The sequence below is a fragment of the Cytobacillus eiseniae genome, from assembly GCF_017874625.1.
Taxonomy (GTDB): Bacteria; Bacillota; Bacilli; order Bacillales; family Cytobacillaceae; genus Cytobacillus; species Cytobacillus eiseniae.
This window is the reverse complement of the sequence record NZ_JAGIKZ010000008.1, coordinates 43939-63312: the sequence shown is the minus strand read 5'-3', so window position 1 is coordinate 63312 and position 19374 is coordinate 43939. Positions and strand designations below refer to the sequence as shown.

Annotated in this window: 19 protein-coding genes; 17 read left to right on the top strand and 2 right to left on the bottom strand. The window is 36.8% G+C overall.

What is annotated here, in order from left to right; translation table 11 throughout:
* The first annotated feature begins 22 nt into the window (after positions 1–22).
* Positions 23–715 (top strand): AIM24 family protein, encoded by a 693-nt coding sequence (locus tag J2Z40_RS09035; protein WP_066399363.1) that lies wholly within the window; start codon positions 23–25, stop codon positions 713–715.
* A gap of 49 nt (positions 716–764) precedes the next feature.
* Here J2Z40_RS09035 and metA read toward each other — a convergent pair whose 3' ends face one another.
* Positions 765–1670, bottom strand: coding sequence for a homoserine O-acetyltransferase MetA (gene metA, locus J2Z40_RS09030; RefSeq protein WP_066395237.1), 906 nt, complete (start codon positions 1668–1670; stop codon positions 765–767).
* A gap of 184 nt (positions 1671–1854) precedes the next feature.
* Between metA and J2Z40_RS09025 the strand changes: the two genes are divergently transcribed.
* The 16 genes from J2Z40_RS09025 to J2Z40_RS08950 all read left to right on the top strand — a co-directional run bounded on the left by J2Z40_RS09025 (position 1855) and on the right by J2Z40_RS08950 (position 18798).
* On the top strand, positions 1855–3543 hold the full coding sequence (locus tag J2Z40_RS09025; protein ID WP_066395234.1) for a formate--tetrahydrofolate ligase: 1689 nt from the start codon (positions 1855–1857) through the stop codon (positions 3541–3543).
* 14 nt (positions 3544–3557) lie between these two features.
* A complete protein-coding gene (locus J2Z40_RS09020) occupies positions 3558–4079 on the top strand; it encodes a hypothetical protein (protein ID WP_066395232.1) in 522 nt (173 codons plus the stop codon).
* Positions 4080–4345: 266 nt separating this feature from the next.
* Positions 4346–5194, top strand: coding sequence for a DegV family protein (locus J2Z40_RS09015; RefSeq protein WP_066395231.1), 849 nt, complete (start codon positions 4346–4348; stop codon positions 5192–5194).
* Positions 5195–5631: 437 nt separating this feature from the next.
* Entirely contained in the window at positions 5632–6279 is a 648-nt protein-coding gene (locus J2Z40_RS09010) for an HD domain-containing protein (protein ID WP_066395230.1), read from the top strand.
* Positions 6276–8156: an ABC-F family ATP-binding cassette domain-containing protein gene (locus J2Z40_RS09005; protein WP_066395229.1), complete on the top strand. Its 1881-nt coding sequence runs from the start codon at positions 6276–6278 to the stop codon at positions 8154–8156. The genes J2Z40_RS09010 and J2Z40_RS09005 overlap by 4 nt, the downstream gene beginning before the upstream one ends.
* Before the next feature lie 4 nt (positions 8157–8160).
* Positions 8161–8445 carry a hypothetical protein gene (locus J2Z40_RS09000; RefSeq protein ID WP_066395224.1) on the top strand — a complete coding sequence of 95 codons (285 nt, stop codon included), beginning with the start codon at positions 8161–8163 and terminating at the stop codon, positions 8443–8445.
* Between the two features lie 427 nt (positions 8446–8872).
* Positions 8873–10000: a virulence factor gene (locus J2Z40_RS08995; RefSeq protein WP_066395216.1), complete on the top strand. Its 1128-nt coding sequence runs from the start codon at positions 8873–8875 to the stop codon at positions 9998–10000.
* A gap of 99 nt (positions 10001–10099) precedes the next feature.
* Positions 10100–10534 (top strand): BrxA/BrxB family bacilliredoxin, encoded by a 435-nt coding sequence (locus J2Z40_RS08990; protein WP_066395209.1) that lies wholly within the window; start codon positions 10100–10102, stop codon positions 10532–10534.
* A gap of 235 nt (positions 10535–10769) precedes the next feature.
* Positions 10770–11507, top strand: coding sequence for a class I SAM-dependent methyltransferase (locus J2Z40_RS08985; protein ID WP_245350042.1), 738 nt, complete (start codon positions 10770–10772; stop codon positions 11505–11507).
* Between the two features lie 511 nt (positions 11508–12018).
* The gene (locus tag J2Z40_RS08980; RefSeq protein ID WP_066395201.1) at positions 12019–12624 is read left to right on the top strand and encodes a YpjP family protein; all 606 of its coding nucleotides are present in this window, start codon (positions 12019–12021) and stop codon (positions 12622–12624) included.
* Positions 12625–12716: 92 nt separating this feature from the next.
* Positions 12717–13298 (top strand): TerD family protein, encoded by a 582-nt coding sequence (locus J2Z40_RS08975; protein ID WP_066395198.1) that lies wholly within the window; start codon positions 12717–12719, stop codon positions 13296–13298.
* Between the two features lie 69 nt (positions 13299–13367).
* Positions 13368–14147, top strand: a complete 780-nt coding sequence (locus tag J2Z40_RS08970) for a TerC family protein (RefSeq protein WP_066395196.1) — start codon at positions 13368–13370, stop codon at positions 14145–14147.
* 219 nt (positions 14148–14366) lie between these two features.
* Positions 14367–15578: an HpcH/HpaI aldolase/citrate lyase family protein gene (locus J2Z40_RS08965; protein WP_066395194.1), complete on the top strand. Its 1212-nt coding sequence runs from the start codon at positions 14367–14369 to the stop codon at positions 15576–15578.
* Positions 15505–16887: a phosphoribosyltransferase family protein gene (locus J2Z40_RS08960; protein ID WP_066395192.1), complete on the top strand. Its 1383-nt coding sequence runs from the start codon at positions 15505–15507 to the stop codon at positions 16885–16887. The genes J2Z40_RS08965 and J2Z40_RS08960 overlap by 74 nt, the downstream gene beginning before the upstream one ends.
* Positions 16880–17998, top strand: coding sequence for a cysteine protease StiP family protein (locus tag J2Z40_RS08955; protein ID WP_066395191.1), 1119 nt, complete (start codon positions 16880–16882; stop codon positions 17996–17998). Before J2Z40_RS08960 ends, J2Z40_RS08955 begins: the two co-directional genes overlap by 8 nt.
* Entirely contained in the window at positions 17995–18798 is an 804-nt protein-coding gene (locus tag J2Z40_RS08950) for an HAD family hydrolase (protein ID WP_066395189.1), read from the top strand. The genes J2Z40_RS08955 and J2Z40_RS08950 overlap by 4 nt, the downstream gene beginning before the upstream one ends.
* Here J2Z40_RS08950 and J2Z40_RS08945 read toward each other — a convergent pair.
* Complete coding sequence (locus tag J2Z40_RS08945; protein WP_066395187.1) at positions 18791–19042, bottom strand: hypothetical protein; 252 nt, start codon at positions 19040–19042, stop codon at positions 18791–18793. The genes J2Z40_RS08950 and J2Z40_RS08945 overlap by 8 nt on opposite strands.
* Positions 19043–19374 lie beyond the last annotated feature (332 nt).

The window sequence follows — 19374 nt, the reverse complement described above, 5'->3', positions numbered from 1 at the left end:
AAAAGTAAAGGGACGATGCATGATGAGTCGTTATTCAATTGATGAATTTGTGAATAAAACAAAGCAGGAAGATAAGGGAGAAGGATTATTTGAACTAGAATCTCCGCGTATTCTTGAAATTAATTTAACGAACCAAATATGGACAAAAGCGGGAGCAATGATTTCCTATCGTGGAAAAATAAAATTTGAACGAGAAGGAATCCTAGAACATGGCCTAGGGAAGCTATTCAAAAAAGCTTTAACTGGTGAGGGCACATCTTTGATGAAAGCAACAGGGAATGGCAAGCTATATGTGGCTGATCAAGGAAAGAAAATCTCCATCTTGCATTTACAAGGGGATTCTATTTTCGTCAATGGCAATGATTTACTTGCTTTCGAACCTACAATTAATTGGGATATTAAATTAATGAGAAAGGTTGCAGGGATGCTTTCAGGTGGACTTTTCAATGTTCGTCTTGAAGGTAAGGGGATGGTTGCAATTACATCGCATTATGAACCATTAACCCTGCTCGTTACACCTGATAATCCAGTTTTTACTGATCCAAATGCGACTGTTGCCTGGTCAGGTAATCTTCAACCAGAATTTGTAACAGATATTTCCTTCAAAACGTTTATTGGCAGAGGAAGTGGAGAATCAGTTCAAATGAAGTTTTCTGGCAATGGTTTTGTAGTTGTCCAGCCATTTGAGGAAGTATATTATTCAGAGCAATCATAAGATAAGGAAGCCCAGTTCATTCATGAACTGGGCTTTCAATCTTTCCACTTTAGTCCCAATCATACGGGGTCTCTTGATATACATAGTAATTCAACCAATTTGAAAATAATAAATGTGCATGTGAACGCCATTTATTGATAGGCTGACGATTCGGATCATCATTTGGAAAATAATGCAAGGGGAGATTGATCTGTCCTTTGTCCATATCTCGTCTATATTCCTCAGCCAAGGTTTCAGCATCGTATTCTAAATGTCCAGTTATCATAATTTGTTTGCCGTGATTAGAACTCATAATAAAAGGTCCAGCCTCTTCAGAAGAGGACAGTAATTTCACTTCAGGGTGATTATTCAGTTGCTCTATTACAATATTTGTATTTCTAGAATGTGGCGCTAAATAGATATCATCAAACCCTCGAAGCAATTTCTCAGAATAATCATCGATATGATGCCAAAATACACCTGTGCATTTATGTGGGAGCTCATATTTTTTTATGCCAAAGTGGTAGTACAATGCCGCCTGTGCTCCCCAGCAAATATGAATCGTTGATGTAACATTATTCTTTGTCCAATCCATAATCGCCGTTAACTCTTCCCAATAATCTACTTCTTCAAATCGCAGCAGCTCAATAGGGGCACCAGTAATGATCATCCCATCAAATTTTCGATGCTTAATTTCGGGGAAGGTCGTATAAAATTGATCTAAATGCATGGCACTCGTATTTTTTGATTCATGCGAAGCCATTTTCAAAAAGGAGATATTTACTTGTAAGGCGGTGTTGCCTAATAAACGCAGCAAATGGCCTTCTGTTTTCTCCTTGTTCGGCATTAAATTAAGAATCAAGATATTTAGCGGACGTATATCTTGGGTTATAGCCCGATCCTCATCCATCACAAATATTTTTTCTTCTTCAAGAATTGCTCTTGCTGGCAAGAGCTTTGGAATTTTAATTGGCAATTGCTCATCCCCTTTTTAGAAAATTCAAGCAAATAGTCATTTTCCCTTATTATAAAGACGTTTCCTTCCGGCAGCAATTAGTTTTAAAAAATCACTAAATTGTCTATCAACTTATAAGCGATTGAGTGGTACAATAGAATGGCAAGAAAACGTTTTCAATAAATGGATGCATAGGGGGATATGTATGAATGTGAAGCCTGTTGTAAAATCAGACATAGAAATTGCTCAACAATCATTTATGAAACCAATTGTAGAAATTGCTGAAAAAATTGGCCTTCATGAGGATGACCTTGAACTATTTGGAAAATATAAGGCGAAATTATCAACCGCAGCATTAAAAAAACTTGAAACAAAGAATTCTGGGAAAGTAATTCTCGTTACGTCAATTAACCCAACTCCAGCAGGAGAAGGAAAATCAACAGTAACTGTTGGGCTAGGTGATGCTTTCACTAAAATTGGCAAGAAGGCAATTATTGCGATGCGTGAGCCTTCTCTAGGGCCAACAATGGGTGTAAAAGGTGGGGCAACAGGTGGAGGGTACTCCCAAGTACTTCCAATGGAAGATATAAATTTACATTTCACTGGTGATTTACATGCAATAACAACTGCTAATAATGCATTAGCAGCATTTATCGATAATCATCTTCAACAGGGCAATGTGCTTCAAATTGATCAGCGTCGAATTGTATGGAAGCGTGCCTTAGATATGAATGACCGCGCCTTAAGAAAAGTAGTCATTGGACTCGGTGGACCGATGCAAGGTATTCCACGTGAGGACGGATTTGACATTACTGTTGCTTCAGAAATTATGGCTGTCCTTTGTTTATCAACTAGCCTTCAAGATTTGAAGAAGCGCTTAGGTGAGATGGTGATTGCTTACAATTATAATAAGGAGCCAGTAACGGTAGCCGACTTAGGCGTTCAAGGTGCACTTACAATGCTCTTAAAAGAAGCAGTTAAACCAAATCTCGTCCAAACAATTGAACATACACCGGCCTTTATTCATGGCGGTCCATTTGCCAATATTGCACATGGATGTAATAGTGTCATTGCAACAAAGGCAGCTTCAGCCTTAGCGGATTATGTCATTACTGAAGGTGGATTTGGTGCAGACCTAGGAGCGGAGAAATTTCTTCATATTAAGGCACGTAGTGCAGGAATTAAGCCTGAAGCAGTAGTCATTGTGGCAACGATTCGAGCCCTGAAAATGCATGGCGGTGTACCGAAAAACGACCTTAGCGGTGAAGACGTACAAGCACTTACAATTGGCTTTGCTAATTTACAGAAGCATATCGAAACAATAAAAAGCTTTGGTTTGCCTTTCGTTGTTGCAGTTAATCGATTTATCTCAGATACGGATCAAGAGGTTCGCACATTAATCGATCTATGTGCAAAAGAAGGCATAACTGTATCCCTAACTGAAGTGTGGGAAAAAGGTGGGGAAGGTGGAGTTGATCTTGCTAATAAGCTAGTTGAAGTAATTGAAAAGCAAGAATCAAATTTCCAGCCGCTATATGATCTTTCAGATACACTTGAAAATAAAATTTTAACGATTGCTCAAAAGGTATATGGAGCAGATAAAGTTGAATTCTCATCGAAAGCGAAAAAACAGCTAATGGACTTTGACCGCTTTGGCTGGAGTCATTTACCAATCTGTATGGCAAAAACACAGTATTCATTATCTGATGATCCAACAAAGCTTGGGCGTCCTACAGGCTTTACTATTACGATCCGTGAGTTTAAACCATCCATTGGAGCAGGATTCATTGTCGCTTTAACTGGAGATGTGATGACAATGCCTGGCTTGCCAAAGGCACCTGCCGCATTGAAAATGGATGTGGATGATCAAGGAAATGCCATTGGATTATTCTAAATTGGTTCAGAGAAATGTTTGATCCAACTGCTTTTGAAAATATGAAAGTTGTGCTTGATGGTGCCATATACGATGAGGATATAAGCGGGAAAGTACAAATCATTGATAGAAATGATCTATTGAATATAGCGAAGCTTTCCCGTAAATATGAAATCACCTTTACAGATTCAATAGAGAAAAAGATTCATTGCACATTTATGATGGAGGCAGGATTGGAGAATTTAGCGGCAGAGCTTTTGCCTATAGCTCAAACAAATCGCTTAGCAGGCTGTCACCTATTTGTGAAATTTAGCTTTGATCATCCGAATGAAGTTTTTACTTTTCAAAAAATTAATCAAATCCTTAAAGAAATATGGGGCTCTGACCGGACAATTACTCAGACAGCTACCTTATTTCCATTTAAGGATACAAATATCATTAAAAATGAGACAATCATTTCATTTAACCGAATCGTCTATGAAGATCAAATAGACGATATCCTTCTAATGATTGATTACATGATGATTAGCATAGAAAAACTTAGAGGGATCATCTAGGTTGGAAAGAATCTGCCTGCATATTAATGAGGCAGATTTTTTTAATAGGCTTATTTCGAAAAGAGTGTTGTTTTTATAACAATTGGTAGAATGAAGCGTTTACCAACTAGACCATTCGATTGGTACTAAAGCAAAATAAGGGGTTATTAACATAATTTTTGAAAAAAGGTGTACATTTTAGTGATATTTCCCTAAAATTAGAGAAAAAGTAAATGCCGATGAGTATGAATTGAAAGTACATAATAAAGTGAAAAGGGGTCAAAGCTTTGACGAAAATTGCATGGGTTATAGATAGTACAGCATTTATCGATGAGGAATTAAGCAACCACCCGGATCTATACACAATCCCAATCACCATCTTGCTTGATGATAAGGAATATACTGAAGGTGTCGATATCACAGCTGCTGAGCTTTATGAGCGTCTAAAAACGTTGAAATCACCTCCAAAAACATCTCAGCCTTCAATTGGAGCCTTTCAAAAATTATATGAAAGCTTAAAAGGCAAATACGATATGGTGATTGCCGTCTTACTTTCAAGCAAACTAAGTGGAACATTCTCGTCGAGTGAGCAAGCAGCACAACTTGTTGATCTTCCAGTCATAACGATAGATTCGAAAATATTAACCTATCCACTAGCGCGCATATTAAAAAGAGGTATCGAATTAGCGGATGAAGGTTTTGCTCCAGAAGAAATAAAAGGAAAGTTAGAAGAATTAAGCAATACGAGTGAAACCTATGTTTTAATTGGTAGTTTAGAACAGCTTCATCGCAGTGGCAGAATGTCTGGTGTGCAATTCCTGCTAGGGAGCATGCTTAATATTAAGCCTATTATTGCAATAGTTGACGGGAGCTTAGATGTAAAGGAAAAAGCAAGAAGTGAGCGTAAAGCGAAGGATAAAATCATTCAGCTCCTACATAATGCTCATGAAATTAAACCAATAAAGGAAGCATATATTCTATATGGTCTTCATGAAGAGGAAGCGTTGAATTGGAGAGAAGAACTGATCCAGGAGTTCCCAACGATTGAATTTTCCCACTATCCACTTGGTGCAGCAATCGGCCTCCATGCTGGTGAAAATACATTAGGGATTAATTGGTTTAATGGCTTAGATTAATAAAATTAAATAGAGTGATTTTATAAGAGTGCTGTAATAAGCACTTTTTTCTATTTTACTTTTTAAAAATTAAGAGGTTCTTTTCAAAGGATTGTTGCTTTTGAATTAAATGTTTGAATGTATATAGTTTACCAACTAGGTCGGTTGATTGGAGCGGAAGGTGCGAGACTCCTGCGGGATGTGTAGGACAGCTGAGACCCCACAGGAGCGTAGCGACGAGGAGGCTCAGCGCCTACCCCGCGGAAAGGGAGCAACCTGGAGTGGAAATCAACCTTTGCCAAATTATGTCGAAAACAGCCATTAAAAATAAAGCATGCTCTAATATGAATAGTTATTACGGTGACTCATTTGTCGCTTGCACTTTTCTTGCTTATTTTTCTTCCTAACGGGCGCTTCATGGTAGAATAAATTAGGAATGATGAAAGAAGGTGTTTTTAATGAAAGATGAAATCATATTAAAATCAGAAGCATTTGTAAAAGACGTGCTAAGTAAAGATAGCTCTGGACATGACTGGTATCATATTGAGCGCGTTAGAAGAAATGCATTATACATAGCTGAAAAAGAAAACAATGGGAATCGTTTTATCATTGAATTAGCTGCATTATTGCATGATATTCCCGATGAAAAATTAAATTATTCAAAAGAGGCAGGGAAAAGAAAACTAACTGACTTTCTCGGATCGTTAAAGCTTGATTCTAAGGATTATGATCAAATCATTGAAATTATTGATTCAATCTCCTTTAAAGGCGGCAATCATACAAAATTGTTAACGGTTGAAGCTGAGATTGTTCAGGACGCAGATCGGCTGGATGCATTAGGTGCCATTGGAATTGCTCGTACTTTTGCCTATGGGGGTAAAAAGGGGCATGCGATGTATGATCCTGAATTGAATGTAAGAGAAGAAATGACCGAAAGAGAATATCGAACAGGAAAGTCTTCTTCTGTCCATCATTTTTATGAAAAACTATTAAAGCTAAAGGATCTACTGAACACAGCTACAGCAAAAGAAATAGCAGATCAGCGTCATCAATTTATGGAGCAATTTCTTGAGCAATTTTATATTGAATGGAATGGTAAGTTATGAAAATGATTTCAATTGAACATGTAACAAAAACATATGGGGAAAAGGAATTGTTTAATGATATTTCCTTTACTATTTCTGAAAAAGATCGTGTAGGACTAATTGGCGTGAATGGGACTGGAAAATCATCCTTGTTAAAAATTGTTGCAGGCGTAGACCTTCCGGATGTGGGTGAATTAATTTCTCCAAAGGATTATACGATATCCTATTCAGCACAGCAGCCAGATTTAGATCCAAATTTAACGATTTTAGCGCAAGTGTTCAGAGGCGATGCACCCATTTTAGTCTTGCTGCGTGAATATGAGGAGACATTATCCGAATTAAATAAAGCGCCTGATCACGAAGAAATCCAAAAGAAGCTTTTTGAATTACAAAAGAAAATGGATGCCTTAAATGCTTGGGAGGCAAGTACAAATGCGAAGTCGATTTTAACAAAGCTAGGTATCGAAGACTTTAGTAAAAAAATAGGGGAGCTTTCTGGTGGGCAAAAGAAAAGGATTGCTCTTGCTCAAGCGTTAATTCAATCACCTGATTTACTCATTCTTGATGAGCCGACAAACCATCTCGATTATGATTCTGTGAAATGGCTGGAGGAATATTTAGGACGATATCAAGGGGCACTCTTACTTGTCACACATGATCGTTACTTTCTTGATCGTGTGACGAATCGAATGTTTGAGCTTGATGGAGGAAATTTATATAGCTATAAAGGAAACTATGCTGCTTTTCTTGAGGCGAAGGCTATCCGTGAAGAAAATGAGGCAGCGACGAATGAAAAGAAAAAAAACCTATACCGAAGAGAACTGGAATGGATACGTAGAGGGGCAAAAGCTAGAACGACGAAACAAAAGGCAAGAATTCAGCGCTTCGATCAACTGGATGATCAGCTTTCATCAATTAAATCGACTGAAAAGCTAGATATGTCCTTGAATGGGAGTCGGTTAGGGAAGCAAGTGTTTGAGTTAAAGTCTGCTTCGAAGAACTATGGAGATCAGGTCATAATCGATTCTTTTGATCTGCTCGTGAAGCCTGGCGATCGAATCGGTATTATCGGTAAGAATGGAACAGGCAAATCAACCCTTCTCAATATTCTAGCTGGGAAAATCCCGTTAGATTCAGGTGAACATCTCATTGGGCAAACTGTGAAAATGGCCTATTATACGCAAGAAAGTGAAGATATGGATGAAAATAAGCGGATGATTGAGTATTTAAAGGAAACTGCTCAAGTTGTAGAGACTTCTGATGGGAAAACGATTTCGGCTGCACAAATGCTTGAACGCTTTCTATTTCCTTCTTATACACATGGTACACCTATTCGCAAACTTTCTGGTGGAGAAAAGCGCAGGTTATATTTATTAAAAATATTGATGAATGAGCCGAATGTCTTGCTTCTTGATGAACCAACAAATAATTTGGATACGCAAACATTAACAGTGCTCGAGGATTACCTAGAAGAGTTCCAAGGAGTAGTGATTACGGTTTCCCATGATCGCTATTTCTTAGATAAAGTGGCAGATCAACTTCTCATTCTTCAAGGAGAAGGACAAATCGATTCGTTCTTTGGCAATTATACGGAGTTTCTTGAAAAGGAAAAAATGGCAACACAGGTAAAGGCTGATGCCCCAATTCGTGCACAGCAACAACAAGAAAAGCCGAAGAAAAAGAAGCTTAGCTATAATGAGCAAAGAGAATGGGAAGGTATTGAAGAACAGATCGCAAATACGGAAGCGCGTCTCGAGGAAATTACGATTGAGATGAACAATACAGGCAGTGATTTTGAAAAGGCGAGAGCTCTAATGGAAGAAGAAGTAGTTCTAAATGAGAAATTGGAACATTTAATTGAAAGATGGAGCTATCTATCTGAAATGGTAGAGCAATAAGATCATGTTTGTATATTCAAGCCTGAAGGGAATATGTGGAGTAGGATCATCCAAATATGGATTCTATTTTAAACACATGCCTAACAGGCTTTTTTCTTTGGCTCCGAACTTATTCACTGTTGGTTTTCGTGTATGTTATGAGAGAGTTCATTTAAAGAGAAAGGAAAGAAGCAAAAAGATAAGCGGAAAAACTCCGGTTAATGTGAAAAAGGAAGCTAAAAAAGAGAATATAAGCGGAAAAATTCCGGTTAACTTCTCTAAATCAGACAAAATCCATCGATTTGGATGAAATAAGCGGAAAAACTCCGCTTGTTTTTAAGGAAATAGAGGCATTTCCCAATATAGCCGGAATTTTTCTGCTTATTTTCAAACATAGTAAAATCAACATTCAGTATAACAGATCCTTTTCTTTAGATCCGCAACTCCCTTGCATTTTCGTTTAGGTTTTTATGAAATCGATATGTGAGTACAGTTAACCAAAAAGTGGTAGATTGAAGTGGAAGATGTGAGATTCCCTCTTAGTGAGATGGACAGGTGAAACCTAAACCTAGCTGGAGAGATAATCAACCCGCCAATCATTTGTAAAATAACGACTATATTAGAGGAGTACAGCCTTCATTTTAGATCAATTATAAGCGCCACAGTAGGACTCATTCATTCTCTTATGTTAAAATATATTAAATAATAGGTAAGTACAGTGTAAAGGGTGAAAATCTGTGAAAATAAATGCAATTGAACCAACGCCTAGTCCAAATACAATGAAAGTTATTCTTGATGAAGAACTTCCGATGGGTAAGAGTAATAATTATAAGGTGGATAATCAAGAAGGAGCACCGAAAATCATACAAGAGATCCTTTCGATTGAAGGTGTAAAGGGTGTTTACCATGTGGCTGATTTCTTAGCGGTTGAAAGAAATGCAAAATATGATTGGAAAGACTTGCTCCAGCAAGTGAGAAATGCTTTTGGTGAAGAAGCATCAGTAGATAAAGGAAATCAAACATTCACAAATGATCATTTTGGAGAAATAAAAGTGTTTGTTCAGAAATACAAAGAGATCCCCGTGCAGGTAAAGTTAATAGATGGAAATGAAGAGCGACGCTTCGGATTGCCTGAACTTTTTATGAAAGCATTAAAGGAAGCACAGCTTGAAGGCGATAATGTTGTGTTAGTCCGGAAATGGATTGAAACAGGTATTAGATATGGAGATTTTAATCAGATAGGTAATGATGTTGTCGAAGAACTGAACGCAGCATATCCTGAAAGCAGATTGAAAATGCTCGTTGATCAGGCAAATAATCCTGAAAAAGAACAGACAAAACAAGGTAGAAAGCTATTCAAATTAAAACTAACAGATCTAGATGTAGCTGATTGGCGGATCCGTTATCAAAAGCTTGAACAAATGAATGATCCAGAGCTAGCGGATTTGCCTGTTTTGGAAAAAGCATTACAAGATGAAAAAGCGTCCATTAGAAGATTAGCAACAGTATATCTTGGTATGATAGAGGACACACAAGTTTTGCCTTTGCTTTATAAAGCATTGAAGGATAAATCGGTGACAGTACGAAGAACGGCTGGTGACTGCCTTTCCGATCTTGGCTTTATAGAAGCGATGTCTGAAATGATGGAAGCGTTAAAGGATACAAGTAAGCTTGTGCGCTGGCGTGCTGCCATGTTTCTATATGAAATAGGGGATGAACGAGCGATTTCTGCATTAAAGGCGGCAGAAAATGATCCAGAATTTGAAGTAAGCATGCAAATTAAATTAGCATTAGAAAGAATCACGCAAGGGGAAGAAGCGATGGGGTCTGTTTGGAAGCAAATGACAGAGTCTCGTAAGAAGTAACTTTATTTAAGTACAGAATAAATGTAATTTTTGCATACCCTACTTAGAATATAGTATGCTTACATTAAAATATTTTGAAAAGAAACGGGGCGTTTTTAAATGTCAATGGCATACGAAGAATATATGAAGCAAATGGTACAACCGATGAGACAAGAGCTTGTAAATGCTGGATTTAAAGAATTAGTTTCAGCGGAAAAGGTAGAAGAATTCATGGAGAATGCAACAGGAATGTCACTAGTTGTAGTAAACTCTGTCTGTGGCTGTGCAGCAGGTTTAGCTCGTCCTGCTGCAACACAAGCAGTACTAAATTCAGATAAAAAACCTGATCATTTAGTAACTGTATTTGCCGGACAGGATAAAGAAGCGACAGCAAAGATGAGAGAATATTTCACTGGGTATGAACCATCTTCTCCATCGATGGCATTATTAAAGGGGAAAGAGGTTGTTCATTTTATTCACCGCTATGATATTGAAGACCAGCCAATGGAAGCAATTATGGAAAACCTGCTTGCTGCATTTGAGGCCAATATTTAAGTCCCTGTACAATTGGCCTACTGCTCCTGACGATACAGAGAACACCGTGAACATGGGCGGGTGTTGTAGTTGACAACGTCGTTTAGGATTAGACCTGTAGATTGATAGGGGATAAAACCGAATAGATAATTTCATTGATAACGAAAAAGGATGTCTGATGGACATCCTTTTTAAAATAAGGGAGTTTATATTCTTGAACGTAATTGTTACAACAGCTGGAAGAACAAATGATGAAATGATCCGACAGGCAAAGCTGGTTGCTCATAAGTTAAATGGACGTTACATAGAAAGGAAAAAACGATCTGTACAAATGATCCAGACATCTGAAAAGGTCGACTGTCTTGTAGTCGGCAAGGAACGATTGGAGCTATATCCCTTAGGAGAAACTGCGCCCTTCTTTTTCCATCCTAATTCTGCGATGTTTCGAATTAGGCGATTAATGAAAGGGGACCATGATCCTTTTTTGGAGGCAACAAGACTAGAAACGGGTAAATCACTACTTGATTGCACATTAGGGCTTGCTTCAGATTGTATTGTTGCGAGCTTTGCGGTAGGGACTAAAGGTAAAGTAACTGGAATTGAAGGAAATGCATGCTTAGCGTATATCGTGAAAGAAGGACTTAATTCCTGGGAATCTGGCATTCCAGCAATGAATCAAGCGATGAAGCAAATAAAAGTTACTAATCAATTATCACTTGCCTTTTTAAAGAGTATTCCTGATGGGACCTATGACTGCGTTTATTTCGATCCGATGTTCGAGGAGCATATTTTGGATTCGGACGGGATTGAGGCATTAAGTCATTTCGCCATTTATGAGGAAATAACCGATGAATTAATTAATGAGGCTATCAGAGTTGCGAAAGAACGAGTTGTCTTAAAGGATCACTTTCGAAGTACAAGATTTTCTGAATTCGGTTTCGAAGTATTTAAAAGAAAAACGGCAAAATTTCATTTTGGCGTAATAGAAAAATAATGCGCTTGGTAGGAAATTGCTTTACTGGATTTTTCTTTGATTAGAAATCCAATGCTCCTATATAGAAGACAGCTTCCAAAGAAATCCCCACCTTGGTTGGGGGAACGCTATTCCCCCCATGCCATTAGGTATACTTTATTCTGCAATTGCTAAGTACATAAAATAACCGAGTAAGATAATTGAAACAAAAGCAAAAAGTATAGTCCAATCCATTTGTTGTCCTCCTTCCTAATTCTTTTTTAAGTAATATGAGTTTTATTCCTTACTATACCCAAATATGCTGACTTTTAAATGAAGAAAAAATTTTTATGAAATCGGAATTCAAATTTTCCATTTTATCATAAAAGAAAGTATAATAATAGAATAGGAATATGCTATAGTATTCCTTATATAAATATCTTGAATGAATTTTAATTATTAATTACGAAATGAGTTAGTTGAACAGTGAAATGAATCAAGTTGGGAATGAATGAAATATATGAAGTAATATAGGAGAAGGGGGACTCTCACTATGCCAGCATGGCTTCGTAAATCATTCGTCGTCATGGTTACGATATTAACATTTGGACTTGTTACACCTTCGTACGCAATATTTGATGACAATTCGAATTCAGATAAAAACCTTAAAAGGGATATTATAGAGCACTCAAATGAAGACACCCACTCAAGTGGTGGAGTATCTGCTATTTCTGAAGAAATTGGATATAGTAGTAAAGAGGATTTTATTAGTAGAATGCTTTCAGAAGCGGAGATCCAATCATTTACTAAGTTTGGCAACAAAATAAAACCGGTAATTGAAAATGAATTTTCTGAGGTCATTTTACCGAATATTGAAAAGGCTATTCAGTTAGTTGCTGAGCAGTATCCAGAGGAAGATTTAGGCTATTTAGTCGTTTCTGAATGTTCTAGTGGTGGCTATTCAGAAAAAATTTTCAATATCCAAAATGAAAAGACAGATGAAGATGTGATTCGTTTCCATGTTAGAAGGGATCAACCGCCTCAACAAGGATATTGGTTTAATTTCCATTATCACACGCATCATGACAAGTTTCAGGAGCATCATGAGCTTGGAAGTATTTATTGGGATAAGAATACACCGCCAAAATGGATGAGTTAAAATTTGGCAAGGCGTTTTTTATATATTTTTGAAACCTTTTTGAAGTACAAGCGTAAATATACGTATTCTATTTAATGGAGGTATTGTAGCTTATGGCAGTTAGTTTATCTAAAGGACAAAAAGTAGATTTAACAAAATCAAATCCTGGACTATCAAAAGTAGTTGTAGGTGTTGGCTGGGATGTAAATAAATATGATGGAGGCAATGATTTCGACCTTGATTCCTCTGTTTTTTTACTTGGTGAAAATGGAAAGGTAACATCTGATAGTGATTTTGTATTCTATAATAATACAAATGGCGGAAACAATTCTGTCGTACATACTGGTGACAACAGAACAGGTGCAGGCGATGGAGACGACGAACAGGTGAAAGTAGACTTAGCAAATGTACCGGCTACAATTCAACGAATTACGTTTACAATCACGATTCATGATGGCGAAGCACGTAATCAAAACTTTGGTCAAGTATCAAATGCCTATGTTCGAATTATGAGTGAAGACTCTGGTGAAGAGTTGATTCGTTATGATCTTGGTGAAGATTTTTCTATTGAAACAGCTCTAGTTGTAGGAGAATTGTATCGCCATAATAGCGATTGGAAATTCAGTGCAATTGGTAGTGGCTATCAAGGTGGACTTGCTGCATTAGCGAGAGACTTTGGCTTACAAATTGGCTAAGCCCAAATAATTATTAACGATGTAAACTGAAATTAATTTATTGCAACATAACAGGAGGAACAATCAACAATGGAAATTATTGAAGGTATTATTCATACCTATTCCCAGTTTTTTAATTGGGAAATGTGGGTTGAAGCATTATCTACCCCCGAAGCATGGATGCTAATAGGGACACTTGTAGTTTTAGAAGGGCTTTTATCGGCGGATAACGCACTCGTGTTAGCTGTAATGGTGAAACATTTACCAGATAAGCAACGTAAAAAGGCGCTTTTCTATGGATTATTAGGTGCATATTTCTTCCGGTTCCTAGCAATCGGAATTGGTGTATTCTTAATAGAATTTTGGTATATTAAAGTTTTAGGTGCTCTATACTTAGCATGGCTTGCAATTAAATATTTTATTGACAAAAGAAAAGCTCAAGCTGCAGGTGATGAGGAAGAACTTAAAGGAGTTAATCAGAAGGGTTTGCTTATTCGTCTTTTTGGTACTTTCTGGGGAACCGTTATTGCAGTTGAATTAATGGATATTGCCTTCTCGATTGATAGCATCCTGGCTGCTCTTGGAGTGAGTGAAGAAATCTGGGTATTATTAATAGGCGGTATGCTTGGTATTCTTATGATGCGTGGAATTGCTGGTGTATTCTTGAAGTTGATTGACAAAATTCCTGAATTGGAAACAAGTGCCTATGTTTTGATTTTGCTAATTGGAACGAAGATGCTTCTAAGTGCAGCCGGAATTCACATCGAACATGTATATTTCTTCCTATTAATTATTGTTGTATTTGCTGTTACACTTATTGTACACTATCGAAATAAAAAGAAAGAAACAACAAGTCATAGTGGAAACTAATATCAATATTAATTGATTTAAAAAATCTAGAAAGGGATCAGACATTTGTCCGCTCCCTTTCTTTTTACATTTTTATCCTACTTTAACGAGCAAATAGACTCTTAATTGAAAAGAATTATAGATAACGAATGTAGGTTAAGTAGGGAATGTCTAAATAAATATGCATAAATGAAACTATCATATGGCCTCTATTAATATAGTAGAAAAGGGAGTTAATAGATGAGATTATTTTCAGATCTTCATAATGAAGAATATAAAGAGATTTTTTATAAACAGCCGATTTCTTTTAATAAGGATTCCAGAAAAGAATTATTATCCTATGCCCTTGGTGCCACATTGTACATGCCTGCGACAAGGCCAAATATCCATCAGGATTTGCTTTCAAAGAAACATGCGGGACTAACTTCGATGGTTATCGATTTAGAGGATGCAATCGGGGATGAAGAGGTAGAATTCGCAGAGGCATGTCTAATCGATGAGCTCAATCACATGAGTGAAGATATTGAAAAGCAACTCCTTCATGCGGATGATTTGCCATTAATCTTTATTAGAATTAGAAGTCATGAACAACTCGTTCGTCTTAGAAGTCAGATTAGAAAAGGACTTAATTTACTAACAGGCGTTGTCATCCCCAAATTTTCACCAGCAGTAGGCAGACTCATTCTAGAGGAATTGAAAATGATGAATAAACAAGGAAATCGATTGTATGCCCTGCCCATATTAGAAACAAAAAAAGTAATTGAAAGAGAAACTAGATTAGACGAGCTTCTTGCAATTAAACATCTTCTTGATGATTATGCGGAGATGATCTTGAATGTTCGTATTGGCGCTACTGATTTTTGTGGGCTTTATGGCATCCGCAGGAATTCTGATACGACTGTATACGATATTGCAGTTGTAAGGGACTGCATTTCAGATATTATTAACGTATTTTTACGGTCAGATCAACCATATGTCATATCAGGTCCGGTATGGGAGTATTTCTCATCAAAAGAAAGAATGCTCAAGCCGCAGTTAAGACAAACACCTTTCCGAGAACGCTTTGGCCAAGAAGGGGTAAATCTCCGGCATGAATTAATAGATAAACATATGGATGGGTTCATCCGAGAAATTTTAATGGATATTACAAATGGACTAACAGGGAAAACGATCATCCATCCAACGCATATCCGACCAGTTCAGGCGTTAAATACTGTAACCTATGAAGAATATTTAGATGCGAAAAGCATTATAGAACAGGCTAATGGAGAAATAGGTGTAATGAAAAGCGCATTTCATAATAAAATGAATGAAATTAAGCCGCATTATTATTGGGCACAAAAGATTCTCCTGAAATCAGAAATATACGGGGTGCTAAATGAAGAATTCACATACATTGACTTGCTTACCAATGAAATTTACACTGCCAATCCTCAACCAGTTACAAATTGATATTGAGATTACAGATAATCCATATCATTTACAACTGGATCAGTTATTCTATATGGCTGCTAGAATGAACAAAAAGAGGTCCTTTCTATTTGTGAGCCGAATTCTTGGCAAGCATCTGCCGATTAACCCGAAGATTGGTTTGCTTACGGGACAATTACTTGCCAATCGGTATATGGAAATGGTGAATGGGGTTGTGACTGGACGAAAGGATGATCTGCTATCTGCCTTTATGTATGACCCCGAAAAATATAATGATCATCCATTTATTGATGAACATGTTCAGCCTGTTATCATCGGCTTTGCCGAAACTGCAACAGCACTTGGACATGCATTCTATCATTCTTTTCAAAAGGCAGATTTCTTTCATACTACTAGAGAAGAGCTTCGTGGAATGGATCCTGTTATTACATTTGAAGAGGAACATTCACATGCTACTTCCCATCGATGTTATGTTGATGAATCCATCTTAAATAATGATCGAGATATCATTCTTGTTGATGATGAAATGACTACAGGGAAAACAAATATAAATATTATTCGATCCATCCATATGAGGTTTCCAAGGAAATCATATACGGTCGTCTCCATCCTAGATTGGCGTTCGAAAGAAAATCATCAACAATTTCAGGCGCTTGAGAAGGAACTTGGAATTACCATACATTCAGTTAGTTTATTAAAAGGTCGTATTCAGCTATCTGGAGCTCCAATGATTGAAAATTGTGCAGATGATGTTGAAGAAATAGAAAGTAGTTCGACAACGATATCGACCATCTTTCTAAATGAAATCTTTCCAGAACTTCTATCCACTATTGATGCTTCATCGATTACATTAGGCGGGATGGTTAGACATGTTCCTTACTTGAAGGAAACAGGCCGCTTTGGATTAGACTCTTCGATGACAAGGGAAACAAATAGAATCTTGCAGAAAATAGCTGATTATTTAGTGAAAGAAACTGAGGATGATCGAATTCTCTGTCTTGGTACAGGAGAGTTTATGTATATTCCGATGAAAATTGCTTCCTATATGGGAGAAGGAGTTCAGTATCATTCGACAACAAGGAGTCCCATATATGTAGCTAATCATGAAAAGTATGGTGCAAAATATGGACTTGCTTTTCCCAATCCTGAAGACTGGGAAATTGACCAATTTGTTTATAATATCCCGCAGAACGAGTATAATCAGCTTTTTGTATTTTTTGAACGGGCGATTTCAAAGGAAAGGCTACAGCCAATGCTCAATGAGCTAAAGAAAACAAAAATACCGAATATAAAAATTGTTTTCCTTAATGGGAGGTGTTCAGATGAATGAATTAGTTGGCAACCGGACTACGTTTGGTTCATATGATGAGAAAGATGTCCATTTTTTATTAAAGGATCTAAGTGCATATAAGCTAGAAGGTACGATTGAGCATAGAGAGAAAAACATTCAATCAGGTGAGCATTATAGTGAAACATTGCCAATAGAATATCAGCCTCCAGCTCATTATTTACAAGTGTTCAAAGAGACACTTGAGGAATATAAGCAGAAAGTGGCATTATGTACAGGAATTGTGGCTGAGCAAATTCTTCATCAAAAAGGGGAAAATACAGTTCTTGTTTCATTAGCAAGAGCGGGCACGCCGATAGGTATTCTAATAAAAAGATATATCCAACAAAAGTATCATATCGAGCTGCCCCATTACAGTATTTCTATTATTCGTGATCGGGGTATCGACGAAAATGCGATTCGCCATATTTTGAGGGAGCACCCAGGGAAGTCAATTCAATTTATTGATGGCTGGACTGGCAAAGGGGCTATTTCAATTGAACTAACGAAAGCTTGTGAGGCTTTTTGCAATAAATATGGAGTAGAAATCGATGACACGCTTGCTGTGCTTGCAGACCCTGGGCAATGTACAAGTCTTTATGGAACGAGAGAGGATTTCCTTATTCCAAGTGCATGTTTAAATTCAACTGTATCCGGTCTAGTAAGTCGTACCGTTTTGAATAAAGAACTGATTGGAGAAAATGATTTTCATGGGGCAAAATACTATGAACATTTAAGGGGAGAAGATGTATCTAATGAGTATTTGGATGTAGTAACAAATGAATTTTCCAAGGTAACGGAAGATGCATGTTTAATTGCGGAAAATTTATTAAAAAACCATGAAGAAGCGACCTTTAAAGGGATGGAAGAAGTAGTGGAGATGGCTGAGAGATTCGGAATTGAATCCACTCATTTTGTAAAGCCTGGAGTGGGGGAAACAACAAGAGTATTACTTCGGCGAGTACCCTGGAAAATACTGATGAAAGATCCAACTAGTCCATATGTGAGGCATATTATATTGCTAGCTAAAGAAAGAAATGTAGAGATTGTCCACTATCCAAATATGAGCTATACGTGCTGTGGATTAATTAAGAAGGTTGAGAATAACGAATGATGATGTTTGCTTCTGATTTAGACCGTACCTTAATCTATTCAAAAAGAGCCCTTATCGAATTGAATGAGCAAATGGACGAAAAGCTAATCGGTGTAGAAAAAAAAGATGGCCGGGAAGTAGCGTTCATGACAATACATGCCTATACTCTCTTAAAGGAGCTTGCTAATCAATTATTATTCGTTCCTGTTACAACAAGAACTCATGAACAATATTCAAGAATATTCATCTTTACTAAACAAATTCCATTAACATATGCAATTACTTCAAATGGGGCGAATATTGTCCATAATGGGGTATCCCTTAAAGAATGGCGTCACCTTGTTGACTATCGACTAAAACATGAGTGTATGAGTTTTGTAGAGATGATTGACGCTATCGCATCCTTTCAAATAAAGGGAGTACTAAAAAAAGTTGAGAATCTTTTTTTCTATTATATTCTTGATGAGGAGCTTTCAATAGAGACGAAAAAGCTTCTACAATTAATGGCAGAAGCAAATGGCTGGAGAATCTCAATTCAAGGAAGAAAGTTATATTTAATGCCTGTACCTGTTTGTAAAGGGGAAGCAGTGAAATTCATAAAAGAACGGGAAGGCATCCATCATATATTTGGTGCAGGGGATTCTCTGCTTGATGATGACTTTTTGAAAATTTGCGATCAGTCGTATATTCCTTCCCATGGCGAATTAATAAATTCACATATCAATTGTAATCACTATAAACAAACGCAAAATAAAGGAGTCATGGCTGGAGAGGAAATCATTGAAGGTATTGTTAAAGAGTTAAAAGGGAGTCTCATTTAACAAGTGGTTCTCTCAGCCACCTTTTTAAACTATAAAATAAACTAATTCCAAAAACATAAGAACTAATAAAAATTAAAATCGCGCCAATCAATGTGTAGTGAATTGTAAAGGTCATTAAAGTCATCAATAAGGACCAAAAAAATAAGTCTATCAGAATAAATGTCTCTGAACTTAATACTTCTTCAATTAATTGTCTATCTGATTCTTGCATTTGTATGTTTGCTCTTCGATAACGAAACCTCATGTTGCCTCACCTTCTATTCATAGTACTCATCTATATGCACGGACGAGATAAAAGGTGATATAAAAAAGACCATAAACAATTTAACTCAAATCCATTACATATGGCCATCATCTTGAAAAGAATATTGCTATGTTTTGCTGGGGTTGGCTCCACTCACATGTCCCTTTCCGTTTTATTGAAAGGGATTTTTTGATTTGATTTTTAATAATAGATAATAAATATGAATCTTTTTTCTGTTTTTTTCGTATTAATTAGAGGAAACAATTTAGAAATCAATTGTATATATGATATGATGGTAATATATTTACATTAAATAACGCATACGTACGAAC

Coding starts and splice junctions, on each gene's coding strand:
- J2Z40_RS09035 (WP_066399363.1), top strand. CDS start 23: ATGAGTCGTTATTCAATTGATGAATTTGTGAATAAAACAAAGCAGGAA.
- J2Z40_RS09025 (WP_066395234.1), top strand. CDS start 1,855: ATGAATGTGAAGCCTGTTGTAAAATCAGACATAGAAATTGCTCAACAA.
- J2Z40_RS09020 (WP_066395232.1), top strand. CDS start 3,558: ATGTTTGATCCAACTGCTTTTGAAAATATGAAAGTTGTGCTTGATGGT.
- J2Z40_RS09010 (WP_066395230.1), top strand. CDS start 5,632: ATGAAAGATGAAATCATATTAAAATCAGAAGCATTTGTAAAAGACGTG.
- J2Z40_RS09005 (WP_066395229.1), top strand. CDS start 6,276: ATGAAAATGATTTCAATTGAACATGTAACAAAAACATATGGGGAAAAG.
- J2Z40_RS09000 (WP_066395224.1), top strand. CDS start 8,161: ATGTTTGTATATTCAAGCCTGAAGGGAATATGTGGAGTAGGATCATCC.
- J2Z40_RS08990 (WP_066395209.1), top strand. CDS start 10,100: ATGTCAATGGCATACGAAGAATATATGAAGCAAATGGTACAACCGATG.
- J2Z40_RS08985 (WP_245350042.1), top strand. CDS start 10,770: ATGATCCGACAGGCAAAGCTGGTTGCTCATAAGTTAAATGGACGTTAC.
- J2Z40_RS08980 (WP_066395201.1), top strand. CDS start 12,019: ATGCCAGCATGGCTTCGTAAATCATTCGTCGTCATGGTTACGATATTA.
- J2Z40_RS08975 (WP_066395198.1), top strand. CDS start 12,717: ATGGCAGTTAGTTTATCTAAAGGACAAAAAGTAGATTTAACAAAATCA.
- J2Z40_RS08970 (WP_066395196.1), top strand. CDS start 13,368: ATGGAAATTATTGAAGGTATTATTCATACCTATTCCCAGTTTTTTAAT.
- J2Z40_RS08965 (WP_066395194.1), top strand. CDS start 14,367: ATGAGATTATTTTCAGATCTTCATAATGAAGAATATAAAGAGATTTTT.
- J2Z40_RS08960 (WP_066395192.1), top strand. CDS start 15,505: ATGAAGAATTCACATACATTGACTTGCTTACCAATGAAATTTACACTG.
- J2Z40_RS08955 (WP_066395191.1), top strand. CDS start 16,880: ATGAATGAATTAGTTGGCAACCGGACTACGTTTGGTTCATATGATGAG.
- J2Z40_RS08950 (WP_066395189.1), top strand. CDS start 17,995: ATGATGATGTTTGCTTCTGATTTAGACCGTACCTTAATCTATTCAAAA.
- J2Z40_RS08945 (WP_066395187.1), bottom strand. CDS start 19,042: ATGAGGTTTCGTTATCGAAGAGCAAACATACAAATGCAAGAATCAGAT.